A 25078-nucleotide genomic window follows, 5' to 3' on the forward strand; every position below is an offset into this window, starting at 1 on the left:
GAAACAGAGTGGAACCGCCGCTCGAAAGCAAGCTTTCGGACGGCGGTTCCACTCTGTTTCTTTCCGCACTGCTCATAGCTAGCACGAAAATTGGCTCTCGTACAGGTTTGCGTAGAATCCTTTTTTCTCTAATAACCCTTCATGCGTCCCCTGCTCTATAATGTGTCCGTCTTTCATCACCAGTATCACATCTGCTTCTCGGATCGTCGACAATCTATGTGCCACAATAAAGCTGGTTCTCCCTTCCATCATCACAGCAAATGCCTTTTGGATGCGGATCTCAGTTCGTGTGTCTATGGAGGAGGTGGCTTCGTCCAGGATCAGCATTGGCGGCAGGCAGAGCATGACGCGGGCGATGCACAGCAGCTGCTTCTGGCCCTGGGACAGGTTTCCTCCGTCTTCTGAGATCACAGTGTCGTAGCCCTGGGGCATCCTTTTGATGAAGCTGTGGGCATGGGCCTCTTTGGCGGCATGGATGACCTCTTCGTCTGTGGCGTCTGGCCGGCCATAGGCAATGTTTTCACGGATCGTTCCGGATTTCAGCCAGGTCTCCTGCAGTACCATGCCGTAGCTGGTCCTCAGGCTTTTTCTTGTCACATGACGGATATCTTCTCCGGATACCTGGATCGAACCGCCCATCACATCATAAAAGCGCATCAGCAGGTTGATCATGGTCGTCTTGCCGCAGCCGGTCGGACCTACGATGGCAATCCTCTGGCCCGGCTTCACGTCCAGGTTTAAATCCTCGATCAGCGGTGTTTCCGGGTCATAGGAGAAGGATACGTTCTGGAGCTTTACGCTGCCGTCCACATGCTCCAGTACTACAGCGTCCTCATCCTCCGCCGGGAACGGCGGCTCGTCTATCAGCTCAAACACCCGGGCGGCACAGGCCAGTGCATTTTGCAGTTCTGTCACCACGCCGGATATCTCATTAAACGGCTTCGTATACTGGTTGGCATAGCTTAGGAAAATAGAGAGCTGGCCAACGCTTAAAAGCCCCCGGATCGCCGCATATGCTCCAGCCACGCCCACACTGGCATAGACAATGCTGTTCACAAACCTGGTGGATGGATTGGTGATGGAGGAGAAAAAGATCGCCCGCAGACTATATCCCCGAAGCCGCTCGTTGATCTCCTCAAACCGCGCCTGGGCCTCCGCCTCGTAACCAAAGGCCTGTACCACCTTCTCATTGCCGATCATCTCATCCACCAGAGAAGTGAGCTCCCCCCGGGTCTGGGACTGGAGCTTAAACATGGCAAAAGTCCTTTTGGCAATAAAACTGGCTACAAACAGCGACAGCGGCGTCACAAGCACCACTACTACCGTGATCAGCGGGTTTACCACCAGCATAAAGCCCAGGGTCCCCAGGATTGTCAGGACGCCTGTAAAAAGCTGGGTAAAACCCATCAGAAGCCCTTCTGAGAACTGATCGATATCTGCGATGATCCGGCTGATCACATCTCCGTACTGGTGGGAGTCAATATATTTGAGCGGCAGGATCTCCAGATGGTTAAATGCCTTCGTCCGGATGTCCTTCACCACATGGTAAGTGATCTGGTTGTTGATATGGTTCATCAGCCACTGCGCCAGAGCTGTGACTGCAATGACCACCACGATCTTTTTCAGGATCTCCGCCAGACCGGCGAAGTCCACATTCCCCGGCCCCAGGATCAGATCCACGCCATTCCCCACCAGGATCGGGGCATAAAGGGTCGTCGCCACAGTCACAGCTGCAAGAGCCAGGGACAGCAGGACGAGCCACTTATAGACGCCAATGTAATCCAGAATGCGCTTCAGTGTAGATTTGTGCTTTCCAATTTCTATTTTTGCCATCCTACTGCACCTCCTCTTTTGAAAGCTGGGACAGGCAGATCTCCCTGTATACGTTACAGGAATCAAGCAGCTCCCTGTGGGTGCCGCAGCCCGCCACCGCACCGTCATCTAAAACCACGATCTGATCCGCATTCCGGATCGTGGTGGCGCGCTGGGAAACGATAAAGACCGTCATATCTCCCGTGCTCTCCTGGATTGCCTTGCGAAGATTGGCATCCGTGGCAAAATCCAGCGCAGACGCACTGTCGTCCATGATCAGGATCTCCGGCTCCCGTACCAGTGCACGGGCGATCGTCAGACGCTGGCGCTGTCCGCCTGATAAGTTTTTGCCGTTCTGCTCCACAAACATTTCCAGGTCTCCGCCTTTATCATCCACAAATTCCCTGGCCTGGGCTATATCCAGCGCACGGTAAATATCCTCATCAGAGGCATCCTTTCTGCCCCACTGCATATTTTCCCGCAGAGTCCCCTTGAACAGTACCGACTTCTGCGGCACCACGCCGATCTTACTGCGCAGCTCCTGGAGTGGGTACTCCCTCACATCCCGTCCGTCTACAAGCACTGCCCCCTGCCGCACATCGTAGAACCGTGGGATTAAGTTCACCAGCGTAGATTTGCCGGAGCCTGTACCGCCGATGATACCGATCGTCTGTCCCCGCAATACCGTAATATCAATATCTGTCAGAGAATCGGCTTTGGTATTTTTATAGGCAAAATCCACATGCTGAAACTGCACCTTGGGCAGCACGGCTGCGGCTCCTGCCTCCGACATCCCGGCTTCCGGCACAATATCCTCGGAACGCATTTTTCCTGTCGGGTCTGTGATGCTGCTGGTCTCGTCAAACACCGCACTGATCCGGTTGGCACAGGCAAGGGCCTTGGAAATCGATACGATCAGATTGGCCATCTTGATCAGCTCCACCAGGATCTGCGACATATAGTTGACCAGCGCCACGGTCTCGCCCTGGGTGATGATCCCCGCGTCCACCTGCTTGCCGGAAACCCAGACCACTGCCACGATCGCCAGGTTGATGATCACGTAGGTAACCGGATTCATCAGCGCGGAGATCTTGCCCACAAACACCTGGAATTTTACCAGGAGGTCATTGGACTGGTCAAAATTCCGGATCTCGTCCTCCTGGCGGTTAAAAGCGCGGATCACCCTGGCTCCGGTTAAGTTCTCTCTGGTCGCCTGGGTCACCTGGTCTAACTGCCGCTGTACCTTCTTATAGAGCGGCATACTGGCCGCCATCACTCCGAACACCACTACGCTCAGTGCCGGGATCGCCACTACGAACACCATAGCGGCTTTTACATTGACCGTAAACGCCATGATCATCGCGCCAAACACGATGAACGGGGAACGCAGGAGCAGGCGCAGGGCCAGATTCAGCCCCGACTGCACCTGGTTCACATCACTGGTCATCCGCGTGATCAGGGTCGAAGTCCCGATCACATCCTGCTCACTGTAGGACAGGCTGTTTATATGGGAAAACAGATCATTGCGCAGAGCCGTGGAAAATCCCACTGACGCCTTTGCCGCAAAATACTGCGCAGTCAGGGAACATGCCAGCCCCACCGCAGCCAGAAGGAGCAAAAGGCCGCCCATCTTCATAATATAGGAAACATCCCGGTTCCCGATGCCCACATCGATGATCTGCGCCATGACCAGCGGCACAAACAGTTCAAAACTGGCCTCCAGCATTTTAAACAACGGCCCCAGTACGCTTTCCAGTTTATAATTCTTTAAATATCGAATCAGCTTTTTCATATTTTCCTCCGTCGTGAAAAGACATCCTATTGATTATAGCATCCAACGGAAACCGCGGCAAGTGCCTCTCTTTATTTTTGTTTTCCACCTTGCTATTTTTCCACTGCCGTGATACTATAATCCATAGAATTTCAATAAAATTCCGGAGCGCTTATGATTGAATTTATCATTGACTGCAAAAAAATATGGGACAAATACGTGAGGGATGAAATCACCGTTTATGCGGCGCAGGCATCTTTTTTTATTGTGATCGCATTTTTCCCGTTTATCATGCTTTTATTGACACTGATCCAGTTTATACCGGCCATAAACAAATCGGACCTGCTTGCTATCCTGGTCCGTATCATGCCAAATATGCTGGATTCCCTTGTCATCGGCATTGTGGATGACTTGTACATCAAATCCCCCGGGACCATCCTGTCCATCACCGCGCTGGTGGCACTGTGGTCCGCAGCCCGGGGTATGATGAGTATTGAGCGGGGCTTAAACCGCATCTACGACACCTTTGAGAAACGCAACTACATTGTGAGAAGGCTGATCTGTTCCTTTTATACCCTGATCTTCATGGTGGTCTGCGTGGTATCCCTGGTGCTTTTGGTGTTTGGTACCAGCATCCAGAATCTGTTTGTAAGGATCTTTCCTCTGCTGGGTTCCATCACACAGCATGTCATCAGCTTCCGCAGCCTGCTTGCCATGATCCTGTTCTTCAGCAGCTTTGTGGGGCTTTATACGATCCTTCCAAAGAAAAAGCAAAAACCCCGGAATCAGATTCCCGGGGCTGCCTTTTCAACCGTATGCTGGCTGCTGTTCTCCTATGCATTTTCACTGTATTTTACCAACTTCAGCAACTTCTCCTATATGTACGGGAGTTTGACTGCGATTGTTCTTTTGATGCTGTGGCTGTACTTCTGCATCTGTATCCTGTTTATCGGTGCGGAGATCAACTGCTTTTTAGAAACCTCAGGATACCAAAATCCACCCGAAGCTTAAATCCGCCGTCTGCTCTGCATCCTGCCTCTACTGGTGAAACAGCGGTGTGGACAGATACCGGTCTCCGGTATCCGGCAGGAGCACCACGATCGTCCTGCCTTTCATCTCCGGCCGCTTCGCAATCTGGGCTGCCGCCCACAGCGCCGCACCGGAACTGATCCCTACAAGCACGCCTTCTGTTTTCGCCATATCACGCCCGGCCTGGTAAGCATCCTCGTCTGCGACTGTGATAATCTCATCATAGATCCTGTCATTTAAAAGCTCCGGCTTAAAGCCTGCACCGATTCCCTGGAGTCCGTGCGGGCCTTTTTTTCCTTCTGAGAGGAATGGAGATCCGGACGGCTCCACTGCCACGATCTTCACATCCGGTTTCCTGCTCTTTAAATATTCCCCGGTTCCCGTGATGGTGCCGCCGCTTCCGATCCCTGCCACGAAAACATCCACATCGCCTTCTAAATCCTCCCAGATCTCCGGGCCTGTGGTGTTAAAATGAGCTTTTGCATTGGCGGGATTCTCAAACTGGCCCATGATGACAGAGCCTGGGATCTCCCGCTGAAGCTCCTCAGCCTTTTCGATAGCGCCCTGCATGCCCTTTGCGCCCTCAGTCAGCACGATCTCCGCCCCGTATGCTGAGAGGAGCTGTCTCCGCTCCATACTCATGGTCTCCGGCATGGTGAGGACTGTGCGATACCCCTTCATAGCGGCGATGCTTGCCAGGCCGATCCCTGTATTGCCCGAGGTCGGCTCGATAATCGTGGCGCCCGGTTTCAGCCTTCCGCTCTCCTCCGCATCCAGGATCATATACAGTGCTGCCCGGTCCTTGACACTTCCCGCCGGGTTTAAGTATTCCAGCTTCGCCACCAGATGCGCTTCCAGGCCATGCTTCTTCTCATAATTGCACAGCTCCAACAGCGGTGTGTGCCCAATCAGTTCCATCGCGCTTTTCTTTATATGTCCCATCTGCATTTCCTCCTCAAGCTTTAATTCATATTACTTAACTATGAATTGATTTTTCTGAATTATAGTCTCATTGCAGCCTGTTGTCAACCTGTTTATCGATTTATTTACAGATTTTTGGCCTCTCGGATCTCAAGATATTCCCCCAGCATGGCAAACTCATCCTCGTAGATGCAGTTTTGCATTGTGCGCTGCTGCACCTGCTCCATACATTCCTGGCAGTCCATCCAACACACGCATTCCACCTCCTCGTCCTGGAGAGTGAGCACCGCTTCGTCCACAGGCTCCCGGTACACGTACACGGCGCTGATCTCATAGTCACGGAATACCCTGCCGTAAAACACATCTTCGCAATAGCCCTTGTGGTATCCCACAAAATGCATCTGCTCCGGGTCCGCACAGATCCCCAGCTCCTCACGGAGCTCCCGCACTGCCGTGTCCAGGAAATCATCTCCCGCCGCCACATGGCCCGCCGCTGAGATATCATAACAGCCCGGATAGGAATCCTTTTTTGCGCTTCGTTTCTGGAGCAGCACGTCATATCCGCTCCTGTCATTTTCCCGGACGATCCATATATGGGCTGTACCATGAGGGCTTCCATCCCGGTGCGCCACGCCGCGCTCCCGCACTACTCCGGTCTTTTCCCCGCTCTCCGTCAGCACATCGAACAGTTCCATGGGGGTTCCGTTAAGAGCTGCCGAAACCAGTCTGTTGTTCCCGTCATAGACAAGCTTCAGTGAAAAGAAATCCTCCGTCTCCTCCAGCAGCCGGAAAAAGATCTTGTCTCCCTCCCAGATATTCAGCTTCAATACCTGTTCCTTGTCTACCCACTCCAGCTCGCCCTCGTTGCAGGCGACCGGTTCCCCTGTAAAGCCGTCCGCCGTGAACAGCGACATATATTCTGTCACGCCGGTTCCGGATACAAAGGTGACCACCGCCCGGTAACGGTAGGAGGTCAGCGTATATCCGGTCTCCTCCCACACCTCCCGCAAAAGACATTCTTCCGGGCTTTCATCCTGCTCAAAATGGCCGCCCACGCCAATCCATTTGTCTTTATTCACATCATTCTTTTTCACAGTCCTGTGAAGCATTAAATATTTTCCGTTCTGCTCAATATAGCAAAGGGTGCTTAAACCTGTCATCGTCTATTTCCTCGTATAATAATGTTCTAACTGGCTGACCGCCTGCATGATCGTTTTGCAGGGAATCCCCTGTACCTTGATCCCGTTGTCTGCTATGCTGCCAATATTAAATATATAATCATTCACCGGCACATAATCCATCTCCAGGAGAACATTGGCATCCAGGTCCTGGAGCAGGACGACCGTGACGCTTACGCTGTTGATCTCGTTCTGAACCTTTGCTAAATATTTCAGGCATTCCTTTTCATCCTGAAACGCGTTTGACAAATCCCTGATCTTTTCTGCTCTGTCCGATGCCGTACATTTGGTATAAGTCCACATATGTCCTCCTGACTGGTTGTGACCGCTCGCAGCTCTGAGAGTGCTGAAGCGTTACGAGTATATTTAAAACAGGTGCTGTATGACTATTTATTTTATCACACTATGCACATTTTGACCAACAAAAATTACCATGAATAACCGCTTATACCGGCAGACTGTCCCGCACGCACAGCGCCCCATACCCTACAAACGGGTTCGGATACACAGAAAACCCTGGAAGCTGCCTTGCCCCGCGGTGCAGATAGGCCTTGATCTTCTCCCCATAGAGAAACGGGTCCCTGCCGTCCACGATCCCCCACTGCATCATCAGCGCCGCGCTCCCGGTCACCACCGGAGTGGCAAAGGAGGTGCCAGTGACCGACTTGTAGCCGCCGCCCACAGCAGGCGCCATGATCCCAACGCCGGGAGCCGCAATATCCGGCTTTACCTGATTTGTTCTCCTGGTAAAGCCCCGGCCCGAAAAATCGGCATAGGAATTGTAAGTGCTGTTATAAGCGCCTACAGTAATGACTTTGGCCGCAGACGAGGGGATGGTGAGCGTAGTATCCGGCGTTGCAGTCAAAAACCTTGTGGATGCATTCAGCACTCCGGAGGATGGGAGCCACAGATCATAGCGACCTTCCACAACCTGCTGCGGCCTCAGCTTGAACGTCCAGATCCCGCTCTCTACATAAGCCCCTTCATCTGGCACAAAATCAAAATAGATCTCCTGCGCCTGGCTGTAGGGTCCCGGTTTTCCGTAATAGACCAGGATCTGAGTGTTTCGATAGCGGTAACGCAGCGGTCCCAGCCGTTCTGACAGCGGCCCTAAAATCTCTCCGGACGGAGTCTGCAGACTGATACCAAACTGATCCGTGTATGCCTTCCACAGCTGAACGCTGACTCCCGGTTCGTAGGGGGCCACGGACAGTTCGATCTGCTCCTCCGGCCCGGAAGTGGTCAGCCTTCCCGACACGTGTCCTGCGGAGGCTCCCTCATTTCCACTTCCCACCATGATCGTAGTCCTTCCATAATTGCCGATATCATCCAGAAAGGTCTCCAGCAGGCTGGTCCCGTCATGAGAGCCATATGTATTCCCAAAGCTGATATTGACTGACAGCGGCCGCCCCAGCTCCACAGCCTTCCCCACCACAAAATCCACCGCCCTCATCAGTTCCGTGGTCCGTGGAAATCCTCCTGCCCGGGCCGTTCCAAGCTTCACAACCAAAAGCTCGCTCTCATAGGCGATCCCCCGGTATGCGCCGGCATCCTCCCGTCCATTTCCGGCAGCGATTCCGGCAACGGCTGTCCCGTGGCCGCTTAGATCCACAGAGGGCACCAGTGTCCTGCCCTGCTGCCTGTTCCCGGTCTCCAGCGCACGGTTTATCTCTTCCGGTGTGAACACCCGGTCCAGAGTCTGGTCCCACAGCGCCGCAATCCGGGTCGTCCCCTCCTCTGTCCGGAAATCTTCATGAAAATAATCAATCCCCGAATCCAGCACGGCCACAAGCACCCCTCTTCCGGTCAGATCCTGCGGCGGTTCCTGCAGAATATTAATACAAGAGGCTGCTCTCGCCCGGTCAACGACGAAAAACAGCCTCTTTGGTTTCTCTATATATTCAATCTGCGGAAATGCACTGATTGTCTCGATCAGACGCTCTGGAACAGTCAGGATCGCATACTCGTTGCGCATCTCCTCCACCGCCGCGCCCAGGCTGCGTATCTCATCCAGGCTGCCCGAATATTTTACGATCAGCTCCCAGGTCTGCTCCTGCGGATCATAGCCGGTCTCCAGTTCCTGTGAACGGGCCCGCTCCTGCGGCGAGACATCCAGCGCAAGGTTTAAAAGGTTCTCCATTTTCTGGTTCGGCATATGCTTTTCCCTGCCATTTACAAAGCTTTTCATTCTATTCTATGCCATGTTTCCGGCAGTTATCCATACAGCCTTTTTACAGATCAGCCCTCTATCTGATACAGCTTCCCATACTTGTCCTTCAGATAATCTATATAATATTTCGGGTCAAAATCCTCTCCCGTCATATCCTTTAAGATCTCACGGCTGGTCTTCAGCTTGCCGAAGCGGTGGACATGCTCCCGCAGATATTCCCGGATCACATCGATCTTTCCATCTTCCAGCAGACGCTCAAAATCCAGCTCTTTTTTCATATGGACATACATCTGCGCACCAAAGGCGCTCCCCAGGGCATAGGATGGAAAATAGCCGAAGGACCCCTGAGCCCAGTGGATATCCTGCAGCACGCCCTCCGATGCATTCTTCGGACGCACGCCTAAATACTCCTCGTATTTATCTGCCCAGAGCTTGGGAAGCTCCTTCACATCCAGATCTTCTTCGATCAGCTGTTTTTCCAGCTCATACCGGACCAGTACATGAAGGCTGTAGGTCAGTTCATCCGCCTGGGTCCGTATCAGGCCCGGCTGGACTTTATTGATGGCCTTTACAAACATCTCACGGCCTATTCCTTTTAACTGCTCCGGGAACAGTTCCTTAAGCCTGGAGTAAAGCGGCACCCAGAAAGCTTCATTCCGCCCGATGATATTTTCAAAGAAACGGGACTGGGATTCATGCATGCCCATAGACGCCCCCTGTCCTACCAGGGTCTGCGTCAGCTCGTCCCCAACACCCAGCTCATAGATCCCATGCCCCGCCTCATGGATCACGGAAAAGAGGGAATTGTCCATCCGGTCTGTATAGTGGGTAGTGATACGCACATCATGGTTGTGGAGGTTGGTGGTAAACGGGTGTGCGCTGGTTGCAAACACGCCCTTCTTAAAATCAAAGCCCACATACTCTGCCAGGAATACTCCCAGCTCCCGCTGTTTGTCCTCCGGATAATCACCTTTTAAGAAATCGTCCGCGATCCTGACATCGCTCTCCATCACCCTGTGGAGAAACGGTACCAGCTCCTCTTTCAGCTGACGGAAAAACTCATCCAGCTTTTCCATATTGAAACCCTTTTCGTAGCTGTCCAGCATGACATTGTAAAGCTTCTGTCCGTCCTTGGCACGATAAGAAGCAAACTTCTTTTGATAGTCGATGATCTTTTTAAGCGTCGGGGCAAATGCATCAAAATCCTGGTCCTCTTTGGCCTTTGCCCAGGTTCTGGCAGATTCGGACACCAGTTCCTTGAATGCCCTGTATTCCTCCGGAGGGATGCAGGATAGCTGCTCTGCTTCCTCCTTTGCCTCCCGGATGATCGCCCGCTCCACTAAGGAACTGTCCCCGTCTTCTCTTCCGAGCTCTTTCTCGCACTCTCTGATCAGCTCCATGACCCGCTTATCCGTTATCACATTCTGATACGCCGCAGAGAGCGTTCCCTCCACTCTCGCCGTGTAAGGTCCCGCCTGCTCCGGCGCCAGGGTTTCGTTATCCCACTCGAGAAGGACCAGAGCCGTTCTGATAGGCCATTGCCTGCTCTAAGTATTCTGATAATTCTTTATATGCCTCGGTTTCTTTTATCGCCATATGATTGCTCCCTTCCGTCTTCCATGCCGCGTCCATACGGCATTCTGATTCCAGTATCCCCAGAAAAGCCTGGTCTTATGCCTGGCTGAAACTGCTCAGATCACCCACGGTAACGGTTTAAGCATGCAAATATTTCCTGTCTGCGCGGTTTTGCCAGTCCGCATGGCACATAGGAGCCGCAAAATGGTTCCCAGCCCTTCTGATCCAGCGTGTTGGACAGCACGTCAACCACCTCTCTGACACTGCGGCGGCCATCGATCACATGCTCGACCGCATACCGCAGCAGATAGGCCAGCCCGCAGGTCTGCTCAGAATCTGCAAGCTGCTCCACATAACGCAGGTCCACAGTCTCTTTATCCAAAGAAAATGAATCTTTGCCAAAGGTCTTTACCTTTTTCTGTTCATGTCTGTCACTGCCGCGCCTTTCACCGTCACCGCCGCGCCTGCCGCCATAACCTCTCGGTCCGCCGCCATATGCTCCACTGCGGTTCTCAGCTCCCTGTTCGCCGCGCTGCGTTGCACGCTCGCTGCCAAAATTCCCACTGCGTCCTGCACTGCGCACCGCAAACGGACGCTTATATTCCGGAATGGCAAAGCCGGGCGCCATGGTTCTCGGCTCCTTATGCTGCCCGCAGAGCGCCTTTACATTTTCTGTGATATCCACTGGCCGGTAACAATCCATCTGCAGGATCCGGTCAGCAATATAGAAGAACGCTCCCGAACTTCCGGCCACCAGGACCGTTGACACACCGGCATTCTCATACAGCTCTTTGGCCCGTTCCAGAAATGGCGTGATCGGTTCCTTTTCCCGGCTTATGACCTGCTGCATAAAATCATCACGCACCATGAAATTGGTAGCGGAGGTATCCTCATCGATCAAAAACAGGCCGGAACCCGCCTCGATGCTTTCCATCACTCCAGCCGCCTGGGAGGTGCTTCCGCTGGCATCCTGGGTTGAAAATGACCGGGTGTCCTTTTTATTGGGAAGGTCGTTGATAAAGAGAGAAATATCCATGCCGCGGATAAATCGTCCTTCCTCCGCCCGCAGCTTCACCGCCGAGTCATCCGTGATCACGAATTCCCGTCCATCCCCCGCAATGTGGTCATATACTCCCATCTGAAGTGCTGAGAGCAGAGTCGACTTGCCATGATACCCGCCTCCCACGATCAGCGTAATGCCCTGGGGAATCCCCATTCCTGTGATGCTTCCTCTATGGGGCAGTGTAAATGTCCTCTCCATGGAGGCCGGAGACGTAAATGGCACGCTGTCCTTCATCGGCAGATCCGACACTCCGCTCTTTCTCGGCAGGATGGAGCCGTTTGCCACAAAAGCCACCAGCTTCTCTTCTTTCAAAAGCTTCCTGACCGCCTCCTGGTCCTCCGCCAGATGTACGGCAGACTCCACCCTGCGCTTGTCCGCATTCCGGTAAAAAAAGCTGTTCTCCATACATTTGGGCAGGAAATCAAACAATATTTTTTCCAGGCCTCCCGCATCGATGGTCCGTCCAAAAGCCGGAAATCCAACGTGGAACCGGGCAGATATCCCCCGCTCCGTGATCTGGCAGGCGCTGCGCTCCAGCACCTCCTGGCCGCACCGGGTGATGGAGATCAGCCCGCTCTTTCCAGATCCCTTCGCCTTGAAATTGTAGGCCTCGATCTGGGCGGCAAACTGCCTCGTCAGATAATCCTGAAGCGCAACCCGCCCACAATCCTTCCCGTAATAAACCGCCGGAAATCCTGCATCCTTATGAGCGATCTCCACATGGATACTGGATGGGGAAGCAAACGGATCTCCCTGTACATGATCGATAACCAGCACAAAGCTGCCGAACTGATAGGCTCCTGCCAGGGATTTATATGCCGGATAGCTTTTCCGGTCAATCGCGCGCAGCATCGTGCGCAGTTCATTTGATGATTTCATGAATCTTACTCCTAACCTGTTTTTAATCTGTTAAAACCTTTGCTCTGATTGCGCCTGGATCTGTTCACGCCTCAGTCTGCTTCTACCTGGATCTGGCAAGCCTCCATGGCACGCAGAGCGGTCGCATGGCTCTCCGGGGTGACTCCGGCACAGCAGGAACCATCCACCGCAATCTCCATCTCCGGGCAAAACGCCTTTAAAAGCATCGCATTGGAAATCACACAGATATCCGTGCAGAGCCCTACAAGCTCCATCCGGTCAAAGTCTGACTTCACAGCATAGGTCCCCAGTTCTGCGCTTCCGAAAGTGGTCTTTAAGAAAAACTCGATCTTTTTTCCTGCTGCGGCAGCCAGGATCTCCTCCGGGATCTCCCATCCGGGTGTACCCTTGATACAATGCTTCACCGGCAGACGCTTTCCCTCCTGGGTGTCTAAATAGTCTTCAAAATGGGTATCCTGCGTAAAAATGATCTCGCCGTCAAATCCTTTTATCTTTGCAACCACTCCCGGTACGATCGCCTCTGCTTCTTTTGTCCCCAATGCCCCGTCGATAAAATCCCGCTGCATATCTACAACGACCAGCGCTTTTTTCATGTTTTCCTGCCTCCTGTTATTTTACCATATTGCATTCAGTATAACATATCATACTTTTATTTTACAGACCGATTTTAGTTGAGATTTATTTCTGGACAGCGAAATGACCGGTTGGGGAACCGGTCATTTCAGGAGAAGGTATTTCGTTTTTTGGGTGTTGCAAAAACTATATAATGTATTGGGGGGTTTACGTCTATTATAATAGCATGTCCCCGCCAAAAAGTGTGCACAAACTTTTTTTAATCTGAAATATTATTTTATGCATTTTGATAAAAGCCTTACCTGCCAAACGCCTTATAGAGCAGATAATAATCCGACTCCATATTCTCCTGCTGGCGCAGATACCACTGTTTTATATCGTCCAGTGCCTTATCATAGATAATTGGAGCAAGGGTTTCTGCAAACAGCTCCAGCAGCTGTTCCTGCTCGATAATACCAATCTCTGTCCCCCTGACATCCAGATAAAATGCCGCGATCTCTTCCCTGATCCGTTTTTTCTGTACTTCTGTCAGTGGTACTGCCGACACGCTCTTCCGCCTCATTGATTCCTCCTGTTTAGCATTCTATTTTAAAAAAAACGTAAGACCTGATATCATTGCATTTTGTCCATAAATTCCTGTAGCGTCTCTGCTTTTGCCGCCAGTTTATGCCATCTTTTCAGAACGTCCAGATCGCGCTGCGACATGACCTGCTCCCTTAAGTGTTCCGGGATCTCACCAAGATCTTCTAAAAGCTCCAATACATCTTCAGCTTTTCCCTCTATTTTTCCGTCCATGATCATTTCCTGCAATGCCTCACACATATTGATCTCCTCCTCGTCTTCTTTTTCCTGCTTCAGATACTGCCCCAGTTCCCGTGCGCCGCCCAGGACTGAGATGGCTCTGACCGTTTCAGATGTCAGCGTCTGAAAGATATCTTCATTCTCCATGACAAACCGGCTGAGCGCCGCCTTATCCTTCTGGTATCTTAAAAAGCCAAACAGCGCCTTAAGTTCTCCTCTGTAAGCCTCCAGATTTTCCATGGAACAGACCTCCAGCAGATTCATCCGGTAATCATTGATTATGTCTTTATATTGGGACAAAACCGGCGGAATGTCAAGCATTTCAGAAAGGCTTTTAGCTCCGTCCCAGGGTTCTTTTCCCCAGTAGACAGTCAGTGTGATCACCGGTATCAGCCGATCAGTCTTTGTCAGGCCGCTTAAGTATTCCGCTCCCCGCAGATCCTTCTTCTCCCGATGTTCCCGCTCCAGCCTGATACGCTGGCTTTCGTACTTGAGCACGTCGTATAGCATCTGGCGCAGCGGCATCGCGTAATGTACTTCCTCCTGGTTCTCGATCCCCAGGATCAGAAACATGACCTGGCTGTCATAAATGCGCAGCACATCCCGGTATTTTTCCAGGATTTCCAAATCCGGGGTGCGTTCCCCTTCCACCATCAGTTCCTCCGGATCCAGCTCTTTTAACTTTTCCGGCTGAATGACCTGTCTGCCGCCGAACAACTGATTGTTGCAGATCTGTGCGAACCGCTGACTGTCCGACAGATAACTCTTTGAAACTGCATTCTTAGTTCCCATGCTGTTCCCTCCTGTGTATATAATAAATGTTTGGAATCTGCCGGTGAAACCCGGACACGAAACCAGATTACGGATAAGCAAGGAAAGCTTATCGGATGTCTGATATTATATCACAGATAGAACAGTCAAACAAGGCTCAGGTTAGATTTTTATTGTTGGATAGTTTCGGATAAGGTCCTGGTACCGGAAACACTCCTCTGTATGGTCATTGATGATGCCGCAGGCCTGCAGGTGGGAATAGACCGTGACAGGTCCCAGGTACTTAAATCCCCGTTTCCTTAAATCCCGGCTGATCTCCTCCGACAACTCATTCTGCGCCGGTATTCCTTCTTTCTGATGGCTTTGATACAGGATCGTCTTCCCCTTTGAAAAGGACCACAGGTAATGGCTGAAGGTACCAAACTCCTCCCTTACCTTCTGAAAACACCGGGCATTATGGATCACTGCCGCAGCTTTTCTGGGGGACCGGATCATCCCCTCTGTTGCGATGATGCGCTCAATATCAGACTCCTCATAGGCAGCTACCTTATCATAGTCAAACCCATCAAAACATGCCCGGAATATCTCCCGCTTCTGTATCATCATGTTCCAGTTCAGCCCGCACTGCATCACCTCCATCATCAAAAACTCAAACTGTTTTCTGTCATCATGAAGGGGGATACCCCACTCTTCATCATGATATCTTATCATTTTTTCATTGCACAAACACCACTCACACCGTTTTTGCTCCATCATGTTTTACCTCTTCTCTATCCCCAATTGATTTACACCTGCTGTTTTCATGCCCGAAACAAAGAGTTCTGCCAGCGGAAATCTGCATGTCACTCAAACAGCTCCGGATTGACCATAAGCACGCTCACTCTCCGCAAAATAAACTGCAAAATAGTCATTGTAATATATCCTGCTTTTGCATTTCAGCCTGCTTTGCCTGCTCCATCCAATACGCCCGAATATCCTCCACGATCTTCTTCGCCACTTCCTTCTGCGCCTGATTCATTGTCTGATCCATTTACCAGATTCCTCTTTCAAATAATACGAAAAGCCTGCGCCGCTTTCATCAGCTCCCGGATACCAGAAAAGATAAAATTCCCCGGCCACTGCGGCAGCTGATACGCCATATGATGAATCAAAGAATAGAAACAATTTGAATTGCCGTAACGGATACAATAGCTGGCATTCCTCAACGGATCAAACACCAGCAGACCATTTCCATCAATACCGATCAGCAACTGCTCCCGCTCATCCCAATATAGCTCCACATTGAGCATCTTCACGAAACAATGCACCTGATCATTTCGCTGTAGATAACAGGACTGCACCAGAGTGGGAACAAAGGGAAACGGTATGATTTTCTGTGCCTCCAGCTTTTTATCCGGCATTTTTCCCGGCGATGATAAAAGAGAGCACACATTAAATTCAGCAGCACAGATCCCGGTTTTTCTGCAAAACTGCTGCTGTCCTCCATGAAATCCAGATCAGGACAAAAGTTTAGCAAAAAGGTATCGGAATCCAGCCATACTGCGCTCTGATCCCAATCATCCCCATATATCCAGTCCTCTCCGACAGCAAGGTCAATCCGGCTATTCTCATATTCGGTTAAAAAATCCTCCACACAATAGAGTACAGGTACCCCTTCCGGCTGCCATACCCATCCGGTATCCACAAAATACCGGTAATCCGGGGAAAAGAAGATTCTGCCGTGGAAATAATCCACATAATTTTTCTTTTCATATTTTCTTTCGCCCCGCTCGCCGGTTTCCTCAAGTATGCGGTAATAGATTTCCCGTTCCGTCAGAAGTTCCCCTGTCTCCAGGTTAGTGATGTCCAGCCGGTTCCACTGTGTTTGATGCAGCAGGCAGATTTCTCCCTTATATTCCATCAGGCCATTGGAAAAGCCAGACACCTCCGCATGGTAGTTTTCCCTGCTGAAAAGTTTTATTTCCCCAGACTCCAGATGATAAACGCATCCATTGGTTCCATATTGCTGAAACACGCTCAGCCACGGCCACAGGATCTCCATGGTATAAGACTCATCGGTTGCTTTTGCCGTGTCATACCGGTCAAATACTCTTATCTGCTCAACCGCAGGATATTCCTTCAGAGGCTCTCTTTGTCCATTTTGGTATAGTGCAAGCACACCATCCTCACGAATCGCATAATATTTGGATGACTCCTGCGGATGCACAATACAATGAAGCTGTTTTGCCATGTCTGTTCCCCCTCTTCCCGGATATAAAAACGCCTCACTGCTCCCGGTCCAACAAAAACACAAGATCTGCATCCCGGCGGAAGGTTTGGAAAGCTGCCCATTTCAGACTGCTCTTTTCAAAAAATTCCTTCGCCGCCCCCAGTACCGGCCGCAGGTCCCATGCGATAAAATCCAGATAACCGCAGTACAGTCCGGTAGCGCCTCCCAGAAAGGTAACTGCATCCTCCCCCGCCTGTTCTGTTATGGCGGCCTGCAAAGCGTCCCGGAAATCCAGGATATCAGCGGCACGCTGTTCTCCGGCAAAACCATCTAACGGATATCCCAGAAAGCCGCCCACAGCACCATCCCGGTGCAACGCATCCATCACATCACTGTCACCGCGCAGATATTCCCCGATCAGCGCTTCCAGCCGTGTAGACGCGATATATACATCCAGCCTCCAGTCGGCATCCGGATCCTCCACCGGTTTCATTTCATATCCGGAGTAGCTGTTGTCCAGATATTCCTGAGCGTCCAGATTCAGGCTCAGGCCCATGCTCTCCAGGGCCCGGGGCAGCTCCGTCAGGAGGATGGGCGGCTCCTCTCTGGGCGTATCCGTCACGTCAAATGCATCAACGCAGGACATGCTGGGAATCTCCCCCAGTATCTGATCCGTAAGCGTACAGAGCAGCCACCATACCCGGTTCTCATTCTCCTGCAGCAGGGGAATCAGCTTTTCGCAGTAGAGCGTTAAGGATACCCGGTTATTCGCCTGCTTTTCCACCCAGACCAAAACGTCGCTGCCGGAGACCTCATTACCGTCAGAGCGCAGGGAAAAACCGATAGACGGCTGACGCCCCACCCAGATATTCCAGCGTTCCAGAACAGCTGCCGGGGCATGACGCTCAAAATATACCATCTGAAAGAGCTGCGCCTTATCCCCCTCCGGAGTAAGGATCAGTTCGTATTTCTCTCCATTATAGCCAAGCTCAAAGGAAACGTCTCCGAAGGCAGTTTCCAGGATCTCACTGCATGTTCCAATGAGTTCCTCCGCAACGGAGTCCCGGTCCTCCCGGTCCATCATGCTGCGCAGTCCTGCTTCCGCCTTCTCAAATGCAGCCCATGCTTCCAAAGTCCGCTCCCGGAAGTTCTTTTCAAATCTGGGAAGGGACAGGCTCCTGCGGCAGGCATCCAAAAACTCTTTCGTATCCTCGTCTCCTGGGCGGGCCTCCAGTGCTTTTTCAAAATAGGACTTAGCCTCCCCTTCCCGTCCCAGGTAAAAACAGGCATAGGCAAGACGGAAGTTCCAGCTATGATCGCCTTTAAAATATTCCTTATGAGGGAGTAAAAGTCCGACCGCCTTCTCAAACAGTTCCTGATCCGTCACCTCCGCCAGATTATTATATGCGCGGGCCAGTTCACTGTCCAACTCCGGCGTGCGGTCTCCGGAAGGGACGGCTTCTATCGCCTCTATGATCCTTTGGTATTCGTCGTGTTCATTCCAGATTTGGCATTGCTCCAGCAAAGTCATTCTCTTTATTACCTTTCATTTTTAATTACCCATTATAAAAAACACTACAGGTTGATTATACTATATCACACTTCTGTTTTTCCACATAAATAAAGATATTAAACGACTTTTTTTGTTCTCTGCTCTCCATCCTGGATTCTGCACAAAAAAACAGACGGAGTTTCCTCCACCTGTCTTTCCAACAGCTACGGTTTCACAGCCTCCTGCACCTCGCGCAGCACCAGAGCTTCCACAAAAGGCTTGCTTTCTTCCGTGAGCAAAAACAGGAACGCCCCATTACGGCATTTCTGGAAACGCTCGCCCTTCATGATAAAATCATATCCCATCTGACATCTCTGGTTGCAGTCAGCAGGATTCAGCAGGCGCTTACATACCGGCGCTTTCTGGATCGTCTCTGTCATCGTATCCGGAAACGTGTCCAGAATATCCATATATTCTGCAATGTGGTTTGCATAGATCCGCATGATCAGCCCTTTTTTTCGGAAAACATAATTCGCCGCGGTCTTTTTATTTGCCAGATAAGAAACGACGTAACCGCTTTTTGCCGCCTTCACATCCGCCCTGCACCCAAGCGCTGTCAGTTCCTTGTGCACCCCTCTTACAAATTCCTGATCCTTATCCTCCACCGTTGCCAAAAAATCATCAAAGGTATATATTTCACTCATAACCATACTCCTCTCAAAATGCCGCTTCATTATCCTTTCATTTTTCCTTGTGTGCCGTTATAATGGTATAGCTGTACGCATTGATCGTTATGATGCAGTTTTCTATCCTTACATACCAGTTTTTACCAGTTCTCGTGATGACGGCCCCGGAAGAGCTGATCTTTGTTTTACACCACGAAACGGTGTCATTCGTATCTAAAGAAAGATTTCTTCTGATCCGCAGACTTCCCAACTCCGTTGTGTGCAGCCTGTCCAGATTCGCCAATAAAGCATGCTTTTCACAGGCATTCATATTCCCTCGCCTCCATATTCACCGCATGATGCCCGCAGGCTGTCCGCCGTAAGTGTTCTGGCGCTTTCCACCATCTCCTTTGGCGTCCCGGCAAACACCACCTCACCGCCGTTTTTTCCTCCGTCGGGGCCGATATCGATGATCCAGTCCGCCTGCTTCATCACATCAAGATTATGCTCGATCACCACCAGGGTATTTCCTCGGGATACGATCAAATCAAACAGCCTCAGCAGATTCTGGATATCGGACATATGCAGGCCCGTGGTCGGCTCGTCCATCACAAAAATACTGCCCTTTTTCTTTAAGTTCTTAGCCAGCTTGAGCCTCTGGCGTTCTCCGCCGGACAGAGTACTGAGCGGCTGGCCCAGGGTTAAGTAGGAAAGCCCCACCTGCTCCATCACCTTTAAATGTTTTGATATCCCTGGATCTTCAAACACCTCCAGAGCCTGGGAAGCTGTCAGTCCCAAAAGCTCCACAATATTCTTTCCCTTATAGGTACAGGCCAGGGCTTCCTCACAATACCGCATTCCGCCGCAGGCCTCGCACTCTGTAACGACCGGGTCCATAAACGCCAGCTCGGTCACGATAACCCCCTTACCGCCGCACACCGGACAGGCGCCTGTGGAATTAAAGCTGAACAGGCCCTCCGTTTTCCCGCTCTCCTGTGCCAAAAGCTTCCGTATCTCATCAAAAAATCCCAGATAAGAGGCCGGCGTGGATCGGTTCGTTGCTGTGATCGGACCCTGGTCGACCATGACCACGTCGTGCTCATACTGCCCGGCAAACACCTTGGAGATCAGAGTGCTCTTTCCGGAGCCTGCCACGCCGGTTACCACGGTCATAACCCCCAGCGGAATATCCACATCCACGGATTTCAAATTGTGCAGGCTGGCCTGCCGGATCGGCAGGCTCCCCGACGGGCGGCGCGGTTTCAGCTTTACAGGCAGAGACTTTTTCATCGCGTTGCCTGTCAGCGTTCCGGATTCCAGAAGTTCCTCATAGGTCCCCTCAAAAACGATCTCTCCCCCGTTCTGCCCCGCATAAGGCCCCACGTCGATCACATGGTCTGCAATGGAGATCACATCCCGGTCATGCTCTACCACCAGGACCGTATTTCCCTTGTCACGCAGCTGTTTTAACAGGTTGTTCATGCGGTAGACGTCCCGCGGATGCATCCCGGTGCTCGGTTCATCAAAGATATAGGTCATTCCAGTCAGGCTGCTGCCCATATACCGGACCAGCTTCAGCCTCTGCGCCTCTCCGCCGGATAAAGATAAGGTCTCCCGGTTTAAGTGCAGATACGGCAGGCCGATCTCGATCATACGGTCGAGTCCCTCTATCAAAGTATATCGTAACAGCTCTGTCTGAGGATTGGAAATTCCCGACAGGACATCCCGAAGTTCAGTCAGCTCCATCTCGCACAGATCCGCGATGGAATAGCCGTTTATCTTACAATTTAAAGCCGCCGCATTCAGCCGTTTCCCATGGCAGTCGCCGCATTCTGCCTCCACCATGAGACTCTGTGATTTTTCCCTGGTATGTCTGCTCTTGCAGCTGATATCCCTGGTCAAAAGAGTCTTTGTATATTTGTGGTACACTCCAGTCACTTTGGGATTCTCCGGCTCCCCCACGCCGTCACGGGAGCCGTACAGGAGAAGGTTATATTCCTCTTTCGTGTATTCTTTTATTGGTTTATCCAGATCGAACAGGCCTGACTGGGCGTACTGCTTCCAGTACCAGGAGCCGGGGCGGTATAAGGAATCCTTCATGCAGCCCTCATTCCACGACTTGTCGGGATCGATCAGAGACTCCACGTCCACCTTCATGATCTTCCCAAGCCCTGAACATGTACGGCACATGCCATTGGGGTCATTAAAAGAAAAACAGGACGCCGTCCCTGCATATGGTTTCCCGGCTCTTGAAAACAACAGCCGGAGGCTGGAGTAGAGGCCGCTTATCGTCCCCACCGTTGAACGGGCATTTCCGCCCAGAGAGGACTGGTCCACGATCACGGACGCCGTCAGGTTATCGATCCGCTCCACATCCGGCTTGGGATATTTCGGCAGTCTTGACCGCACAAACGGCGGATAAGTGGCGTTCATCTGCCGCTGCGACTCGGCGGCAATGGTATCAAAAACAATGCTGGATTTACCAGAACCGGACACGCCGGTAAACACTGTGATCTTTTCCTTCGGAATCCTGAATGAAACATGCTTTAGATTATTCTGGTTCAGTCCCTGTACAACAATATCCTTCATTTGCTTCTCCCCTGCTCACTTAACTTCTATTTTTTGCAACTGTCAATGCCCTCGCAGCTGCGTTTTCCTTGTGTCCATACTGAGCTCTACATGATATCATAACAGAAGCGCTCGTCTCGTACATGATATTTTGTGCGGTGTCTTACACTGTACCAGATGCAGAGGAAGAACTTGACGCACTTTCGAAATAAAAAGAGATGAGGCCCTCTCAAGCCTCACCTGCATCTTCAAAACACTAAAAATATTTTTTGTTGCCCCAGAGGTTAGCCTTCTTTAAATCCAGGTACTCGTTGTACGCCTTCTCCAATATCTGCTTCTCATTGGAAAACTTCAGCAGATGGTAAGCTTCGTAAAACTTGTAGTAGCCTGAATCGACGAAGTGCTCTTCCCGTTGTGGTTTGCTGTAATAGCTGTCAGCCATCATCAGATACCAGTGCACGTCCTTCTCCACCATATCCTGGGGAGTATTGAACGAATAGGAACTCTTCCCGATATATTTGATGATCGAGGCGCTGACACCGGTTTCTTCTTTAACTTCCCGAAGCGCCGTTTCTTTGTATTCCTCTCCTGCTTCTACAGTTCCCTTTGGCAGGACCCAGCCCTCATACTTGTTCTTGTAATTCTTATAGAGGACCAGAATCTTGCCGCGAAATATAACCACACCTCCACAGCTCGTTGCTTCTATCATTGCAATCCCTCCTGGTCGCGCAGTGCCGGGCAGCACCGCAGTGGTGTGTCGCATAGACTGGGTTTAGTATACCTCTAATCGAAGAAACTTGCAAGATGAAGTTTTCCGCGGCTTACATCTGTTTCTCCGCGAAAGCCGCTTTTTCCTGTAATTACCTTGAAAACCAGGTGTCAAAAATACTCCTGGCGATGGGCGCCGCTACCTGTCCTCCGGAGCCGGCTTCCTCCACAATTACGGTCACCGCCAGCTGCGGGTCCTCCACCGGGGCAAAGCCGGTAAACCATGCGTGTGTTTCTTTTCCGGTCTCAAACTCAGCTGATCCGGTCTTTCCGGCCACCGCATAAGCATCGGTGCGGACTGCGGAGCCAGTCCCCTCAGCCACCACCCTGCGCATCAGGGCCGACATCGTCTCCGCCTCAGAAGCATTCATAAGCGGTCCATAAGCGGCAGGAAGAAACTTCTTTACTTCCTCCCCGGCTGCGCTCTCCACCCGGTCGATCAGGTACGGTTTCATCAGCACTCCGCCGTTGGCGATCGCGGCTGTCAAAAGGCAGTTGTGCATCGGCGTCATCTGGGTGCTTCCCTGGCCGATGGAGGTCTGGAGACGCTCCCAGGCATCCGCACCGGTCCCCATGGTAAAGGAGCTTTTGCTGTAGGCGAGAGACAGCGGAAGCTCGGTATTGAACAAAAGCTGATCCGTCAGTTCCCGCATGCTTCCCAGATCCAGCTCCAGTCCCAGACTCGCAAAAGCCCCGTTGCAGGAATTGGCAAAAGCTTCCTCTAGGGTCTGATGTCCATGGGCATTGCCGTGATAACAGGATATCTTATAGTCTTCATATTCAAACTGGCCATCACAGTCAAAGGTAACCTCTCTCCAGGTATCAGGATGCTCCCGTATATATTCCAACATCGTCACGATCTTAAAGGTCGAACCGGGAGGATAGACCCCCTGGGTCGCCCGGTTTAAAAGCTGAGCTTCTTTATTGTCCCCGGAGATCAGGCTGTCCCAGTCTGCGGCAAGGGTATTGGGATTGTAGCCGGGCTTAGACACCATAGCCAGGATCTTCCCCGTATCAGGCTCCATCACTACCACAGCCCCCTTGCGGTCACCCAGGGCGTCAGACGCCACCTGCTGCAGATCCACATCCAGAGTCGTCACCACGTTATCACCAATATTTTTCTCATCAGAAAGCTCATTTATGGTCCGTTCCACCAGATTTACATGGGAGGTCAGCAGATAAAAGTTCGCCAGCGCCTCCAGCCCTGTCTTTCCATGGTCGGAGTACCCTGCCACATGGGCAAACAGGGAATCATAAGGATAGTGCCGCGTCTCCGTGCCATCCTCCGACACCCTGGTCTGGGCCAGCACCCTGCCGTCGCTGCTTAAGATCTCCCCGCGGATGATCCGGTCTGAAAAACGGTCCAGCCTGGCATTATAAGAATTGTTGATGACCGTCTCACTCTGTACCTGCAGGAAATATCCAAAATAGCCTGTCATACAGAGAAACAGACCCACAATCACATAGGTGATGACCAGAATACTTTTATTTGATTTGGGATTAGGCCTGTGTTTCTTCATATTCCTCCTCATCATTCTTCTTCAGGATATATAAGCCCTGGATCACCCCAAACAGGATGAATGTGCTTAAGATCGAACTTCCTCCGTAGCTGACAAACGGCAGGGTCACGCCGGTGGACGGAATAAATTTGATCACGCCCCCGACAGTCAAAAAAACCTGCACCACATAGACAATACCCAGCCCGAACGCGATCAGCTTGTAGAAAACCGCCTGCATCCTGGCAGCGATCATCATGAACTGTATAAAACACCCCAGACAGATGAGCAGCACGCAGACGGCAAATATGCCCCCCAGCTCCTCTGAGACCGCAGCAAAAGCAAAATCCTTTTCCACCACAGGGATCTTGTACGGCATCCCCTGATACAGCCCCATACCAAACCAGCCTCCTGTACCGATCGCAAACAGGGACTGGGTGATCTGGTAGCCGCGGTTATCAATATCCGCCCAGGGATTTTTCCAGGCTGCCACCCTGGTCCGCACATGGGAAAACAGGGCATAGGCGAGCACCGACGCCCCGCATCCGCTTAAGAACCCCGTAAAAAGGTACATCCAGTTGGTGGTAGCCACAAACAGCATCGTTAAGTAGGTGATAAAGAAGATCAAAGCGCTGCCCAGATCCTTGGACAGCACCAGCACCAGCACATGGGCCGCCGCCATGACCGTCGTAATGATCACCGTCTTAAAATCCACCGACCGGTAGAACATGGTCGCCACATAAAACACAAAACTGATCTTCACAAATTCGGACGGCTGGAATGCAATTCCTCCGAAATTGATGGAAAGCTGGGCGCCGAAGCTGTTGTTGCCCACCATCCACACCACGACAAGGAGGATCAGCCCCAGGCCGCCATACACCCACGGTATCTTCGCCAGCTGCCACACCCGGTCCATGATGAACGGGATGATCCAGGTCACCAGAGCAGACACCGCCACGATCATAAACTGCCTCACCGCCTTATCGAAGGAAAGCCTGGTCAGTATAATAAAGCCCACACACAAAAGCATGCACATGTTGTTGACCAGGATACGGGACATATTGCGGTAAAACAGCCGGTAAAGTCCAATATAGGCAGCAAAAAATACCAGCTGCGCCAGATAAAACAGCACGACCCGCTCGTCCTCAGACTTCAAAAACAGGATCGCATAAGCCACAAAATGCATCAGGAACATAGCCGCATTCTGCCTGCCGCAGGTCCGGTTCTGTCTCCGCTCATCGTGAAAACGGAAATAGCTGAAATTCAAATAGGTGTACACCGCGATCAAAAGTATCAGCAGATACTTCGACACCTCGATGATGACATTAACCATAGTT

At 51.5% G+C, this 25078-nt stretch carries 23 protein-coding genes; 1 reads left to right on the plus strand and 22 read right to left on the minus strand.

The features are described 5' to 3' along the window. Positions 1–78: 78 nt before the first annotated feature. Together AB1I67_RS16690 and AB1I67_RS16695 are read right to left on the minus strand one after the other, a co-directional pair. Positions 79–1833 (minus strand): ABC transporter ATP-binding protein, encoded by a 1755-nt coding sequence (locus AB1I67_RS16690; RefSeq protein WP_367031063.1) that lies wholly within the window; start codon positions 1831–1833, stop codon positions 79–81. Position 1834: 1 nt separating this feature from the next. After that, positions 1835–3604, minus strand: coding sequence for an ABC transporter ATP-binding protein (locus AB1I67_RS16695; protein WP_367031065.1), 1770 nt, complete (start codon positions 3602–3604; stop codon positions 1835–1837). 153 nt (positions 3605–3757) lie between these two features. Between AB1I67_RS16695 and AB1I67_RS16700 the strand changes: the two genes are divergently transcribed. After that, the gene (locus AB1I67_RS16700) at positions 3758–4594 is read left to right on the plus strand and encodes a YihY/virulence factor BrkB family protein (RefSeq protein WP_367031067.1); all 837 of its coding nucleotides are present in this window, start codon (positions 3758–3760) and stop codon (positions 4592–4594) included. Between the two features lie 27 nt (positions 4595–4621). Here AB1I67_RS16700 and cysK read toward each other — a convergent pair whose 3' ends face one another. From cysK to AB1I67_RS16800, 20 genes are all read right to left on the minus strand, one after another. Next, positions 4622–5554, minus strand: a complete 933-nt coding sequence (gene cysK, locus AB1I67_RS16705) for a cysteine synthase A (protein ID WP_367031069.1) — start codon at positions 5552–5554, stop codon at positions 4622–4624. A gap of 104 nt (positions 5555–5658) precedes the next feature. Further along, positions 5659–6693 carry an NUDIX domain-containing protein gene (locus AB1I67_RS16710; protein ID WP_367031071.1) on the minus strand — a complete coding sequence of 345 codons (1035 nt, stop codon included), beginning with the start codon at positions 6691–6693 and terminating at the stop codon, positions 5659–5661. Between the two features lie 3 nt (positions 6694–6696). Next, the gene (locus AB1I67_RS16715; protein WP_367031073.1) at positions 6697–7014 is read right to left on the minus strand and encodes a hypothetical protein; all 318 of its coding nucleotides are present in this window, start codon (positions 7012–7014) and stop codon (positions 6697–6699) included. Positions 7015–7156: 142 nt separating this feature from the next. Next, positions 7157–8866, minus strand: coding sequence for a S8 family peptidase (locus AB1I67_RS16720; RefSeq protein ID WP_367031075.1), 1710 nt, complete (start codon positions 8864–8866; stop codon positions 7157–7159). 83 nt (positions 8867–8949) lie between these two features. Further along, positions 8950–10413 (minus strand): carboxypeptidase M32, encoded by a 1464-nt coding sequence (locus AB1I67_RS16725; RefSeq protein ID WP_367032632.1) that lies wholly within the window; start codon positions 10411–10413, stop codon positions 8950–8952. Positions 10414–10577: 164 nt separating this feature from the next. Further along, positions 10578–12398 (minus strand): ABC-ATPase domain-containing protein, encoded by a 1821-nt coding sequence (locus AB1I67_RS16730; RefSeq protein WP_367031076.1) that lies wholly within the window; start codon positions 12396–12398, stop codon positions 10578–10580. Positions 12399–12469: 71 nt separating this feature from the next. Continuing rightward, positions 12470–12991, minus strand: coding sequence for an isochorismatase family cysteine hydrolase (locus AB1I67_RS16735; RefSeq protein WP_367031077.1), 522 nt, complete (start codon positions 12989–12991; stop codon positions 12470–12472). A 278-nt stretch (positions 12992–13269) separates the two neighbouring features. Beyond that, entirely contained in the window at positions 13270–13533 is a 264-nt protein-coding gene (locus tag AB1I67_RS16740) for a DUF2164 family protein (RefSeq protein ID WP_367031078.1), read from the minus strand. A 50-nt stretch (positions 13534–13583) separates the two neighbouring features. Continuing rightward, positions 13584–14564 carry a hypothetical protein gene (locus AB1I67_RS16745; RefSeq protein WP_367031079.1) on the minus strand — a complete coding sequence of 327 codons (981 nt, stop codon included), beginning with the start codon at positions 14562–14564 and terminating at the stop codon, positions 13584–13586. Positions 14565–14705: 141 nt separating this feature from the next. After that, entirely contained in the window at positions 14706–15299 is a 594-nt protein-coding gene (locus AB1I67_RS16750) for a DNA-3-methyladenine glycosylase I (RefSeq protein WP_367031081.1), read from the minus strand. Positions 15300–15450: 151 nt separating this feature from the next. After that, positions 15451–15573 (minus strand): hypothetical protein, encoded by a 123-nt coding sequence (locus tag AB1I67_RS16755; RefSeq protein WP_367031082.1) that lies wholly within the window; start codon positions 15571–15573, stop codon positions 15451–15453. A 16-nt stretch (positions 15574–15589) separates the two neighbouring features. After that, a complete protein-coding gene (locus AB1I67_RS16760; protein WP_367031083.1) occupies positions 15590–15838 on the minus strand; it encodes a hypothetical protein in 249 nt (82 codons plus the stop codon). After that, positions 15835–16773 (minus strand): hypothetical protein, encoded by a 939-nt coding sequence (locus tag AB1I67_RS16765; RefSeq protein ID WP_367031084.1) that lies wholly within the window; start codon positions 16771–16773, stop codon positions 15835–15837. The genes AB1I67_RS16760 and AB1I67_RS16765 overlap by 4 nt, the downstream gene beginning before the upstream one ends. A 34-nt stretch (positions 16774–16807) precedes the next feature. Next, the gene (locus AB1I67_RS16770) at positions 16808–18277 is read right to left on the minus strand and encodes a tetratricopeptide repeat protein (RefSeq protein WP_367031085.1); all 1470 of its coding nucleotides are present in this window, start codon (positions 18275–18277) and stop codon (positions 16808–16810) included. Positions 18278–18468: 191 nt separating this feature from the next. Beyond that, positions 18469–18948 (minus strand): hypothetical protein, encoded by a 480-nt coding sequence (locus AB1I67_RS16775; RefSeq protein WP_367031086.1) that lies wholly within the window; start codon positions 18946–18948, stop codon positions 18469–18471. Positions 18949–18985: 37 nt separating this feature from the next. Next, positions 18986–19240, minus strand: a complete 255-nt coding sequence (locus tag AB1I67_RS16780) for a DUF3781 domain-containing protein (RefSeq protein WP_367031087.1) — start codon at positions 19238–19240, stop codon at positions 18986–18988. Beyond that, positions 19237–21498, minus strand: coding sequence for an excinuclease ABC subunit UvrA (locus AB1I67_RS16785; protein ID WP_367031088.1), 2262 nt, complete (start codon positions 21496–21498; stop codon positions 19237–19239). Before AB1I67_RS16785 ends, AB1I67_RS16780 begins: the two co-directional genes overlap by 4 nt. Positions 21499–21733: 235 nt before the next feature. After that, positions 21734–22186, minus strand: a complete 453-nt coding sequence (locus tag AB1I67_RS16790) for an NUDIX domain-containing protein (RefSeq protein WP_177960179.1) — start codon at positions 22184–22186, stop codon at positions 21734–21736. A 151-nt stretch (positions 22187–22337) separates the two neighbouring features. Then, positions 22338–23765, minus strand: a complete 1428-nt coding sequence (locus tag AB1I67_RS16795) for a penicillin-binding transpeptidase domain-containing protein (protein WP_367031089.1) — start codon at positions 23763–23765, stop codon at positions 22338–22340. Then, positions 23746–25074: an FtsW/RodA/SpoVE family cell cycle protein gene (locus tag AB1I67_RS16800; protein ID WP_367031090.1), complete on the minus strand. Its 1329-nt coding sequence runs from the start codon at positions 25072–25074 to the stop codon at positions 23746–23748. The genes AB1I67_RS16795 and AB1I67_RS16800 overlap by 20 nt, the downstream gene beginning before the upstream one ends. Positions 25075–25078: the final 4 nt, after the last annotated feature.

This window comes from Clostridium sp. AN503, from assembly GCF_040719375.1.
Classification (GTDB): Bacteria; Bacillota; Clostridia; order Lachnospirales; family Lachnospiraceae; genus Brotaphodocola.

Excerpts from the sequence above, each read along its gene's own strand:
- AB1I67_RS16720 (WP_367031075.1), bottom strand. The coding sequence starts at position 8,866 with ATGCCGAACCAGAAAATGGAGAACCTTTTAAACCTTGCGCTGGATGTC.
- AB1I67_RS16775 (WP_367031086.1), bottom strand. The coding sequence starts at position 18,948 with ATGAGTGAAATATATACCTTTGATGATTTTTTGGCAACGGTGGAGGAT.
- AB1I67_RS16785 (WP_367031088.1), bottom strand. The coding sequence starts at position 21,498 with ATGAAGGATATTGTTGTACAGGGACTGAACCAGAATAATCTAAAGCAT.
- AB1I67_RS16790 (WP_177960179.1), bottom strand. The coding sequence starts at position 22,186 with ATGATAGAAGCAACGAGCTGTGGAGGTGTGGTTATATTTCGCGGCAAG.
- AB1I67_RS16700 (WP_367031067.1), top strand. The coding sequence starts at position 3,758 with ATGATTGAATTTATCATTGACTGCAAAAAAATATGGGACAAATACGTG.
- AB1I67_RS16740 (WP_367031078.1), bottom strand. The coding sequence starts at position 13,533 with ATGAGGCGGAAGAGCGTGTCGGCAGTACCACTGACAGAAGTACAGAAA.
- AB1I67_RS16755 (WP_367031082.1), bottom strand. The coding sequence starts at position 15,573 with ATGGATCAGACAATGAATCAGGCGCAGAAGGAAGTGGCGAAGAAGATC.
- AB1I67_RS16780 (WP_367031087.1), bottom strand. The coding sequence starts at position 19,240 with ATGAATGCCTGTGAAAAGCATGCTTTATTGGCGAATCTGGACAGGCTG.
- AB1I67_RS16695 (WP_367031065.1), bottom strand. The coding sequence starts at position 3,604 with ATGAAAAAGCTGATTCGATATTTAAAGAATTATAAACTGGAAAGCGTA.
- AB1I67_RS16800 (WP_367031090.1), bottom strand. The coding sequence starts at position 25,074 with ATGGTTAATGTCATCATCGAGGTGTCGAAGTATCTGCTGATACTTTTG.
- AB1I67_RS16745 (WP_367031079.1), bottom strand. The coding sequence starts at position 14,564 with ATGGGAACTAAGAATGCAGTTTCAAAGAGTTATCTGTCGGACAGTCAG.
- AB1I67_RS16690 (WP_367031063.1), bottom strand. The coding sequence starts at position 1,833 with ATGGCAAAAATAGAAATTGGAAAGCACAAATCTACACTGAAGCGCATT.
- AB1I67_RS16765 (WP_367031084.1), bottom strand. The coding sequence starts at position 16,773 with ATGGCAAAACAGCTTCATTGTATTGTGCATCCGCAGGAGTCATCCAAA.
- AB1I67_RS16710 (WP_367031071.1), bottom strand. The coding sequence starts at position 6,693 with ATGACAGGTTTAAGCACCCTTTGCTATATTGAGCAGAACGGAAAATAT.
- AB1I67_RS16730 (WP_367031076.1), bottom strand. The coding sequence starts at position 12,398 with ATGAAATCATCAAATGAACTGCGCACGATGCTGCGCGCGATTGACCGG.
- AB1I67_RS16750 (WP_367031081.1), bottom strand. The coding sequence starts at position 15,299 with ATGATGGAGCAAAAACGGTGTGAGTGGTGTTTGTGCAATGAAAAAATG.
- AB1I67_RS16735 (WP_367031077.1), bottom strand. The coding sequence starts at position 12,991 with ATGAAAAAAGCGCTGGTCGTTGTAGATATGCAGCGGGATTTTATCGAC.
- AB1I67_RS16795 (WP_367031089.1), bottom strand. The coding sequence starts at position 23,765 with ATGAAGAAACACAGGCCTAATCCCAAATCAAATAAAAGTATTCTGGTC.
- AB1I67_RS16715 (WP_367031073.1), bottom strand. The coding sequence starts at position 7,014 with ATGTGGACTTATACCAAATGTACGGCATCGGACAGAGCAGAAAAGATC.
- cysK (WP_367031069.1), bottom strand. The coding sequence starts at position 5,554 with ATGGGACATATAAAGAAAAGCGCGATGGAACTGATTGGGCACACACCG.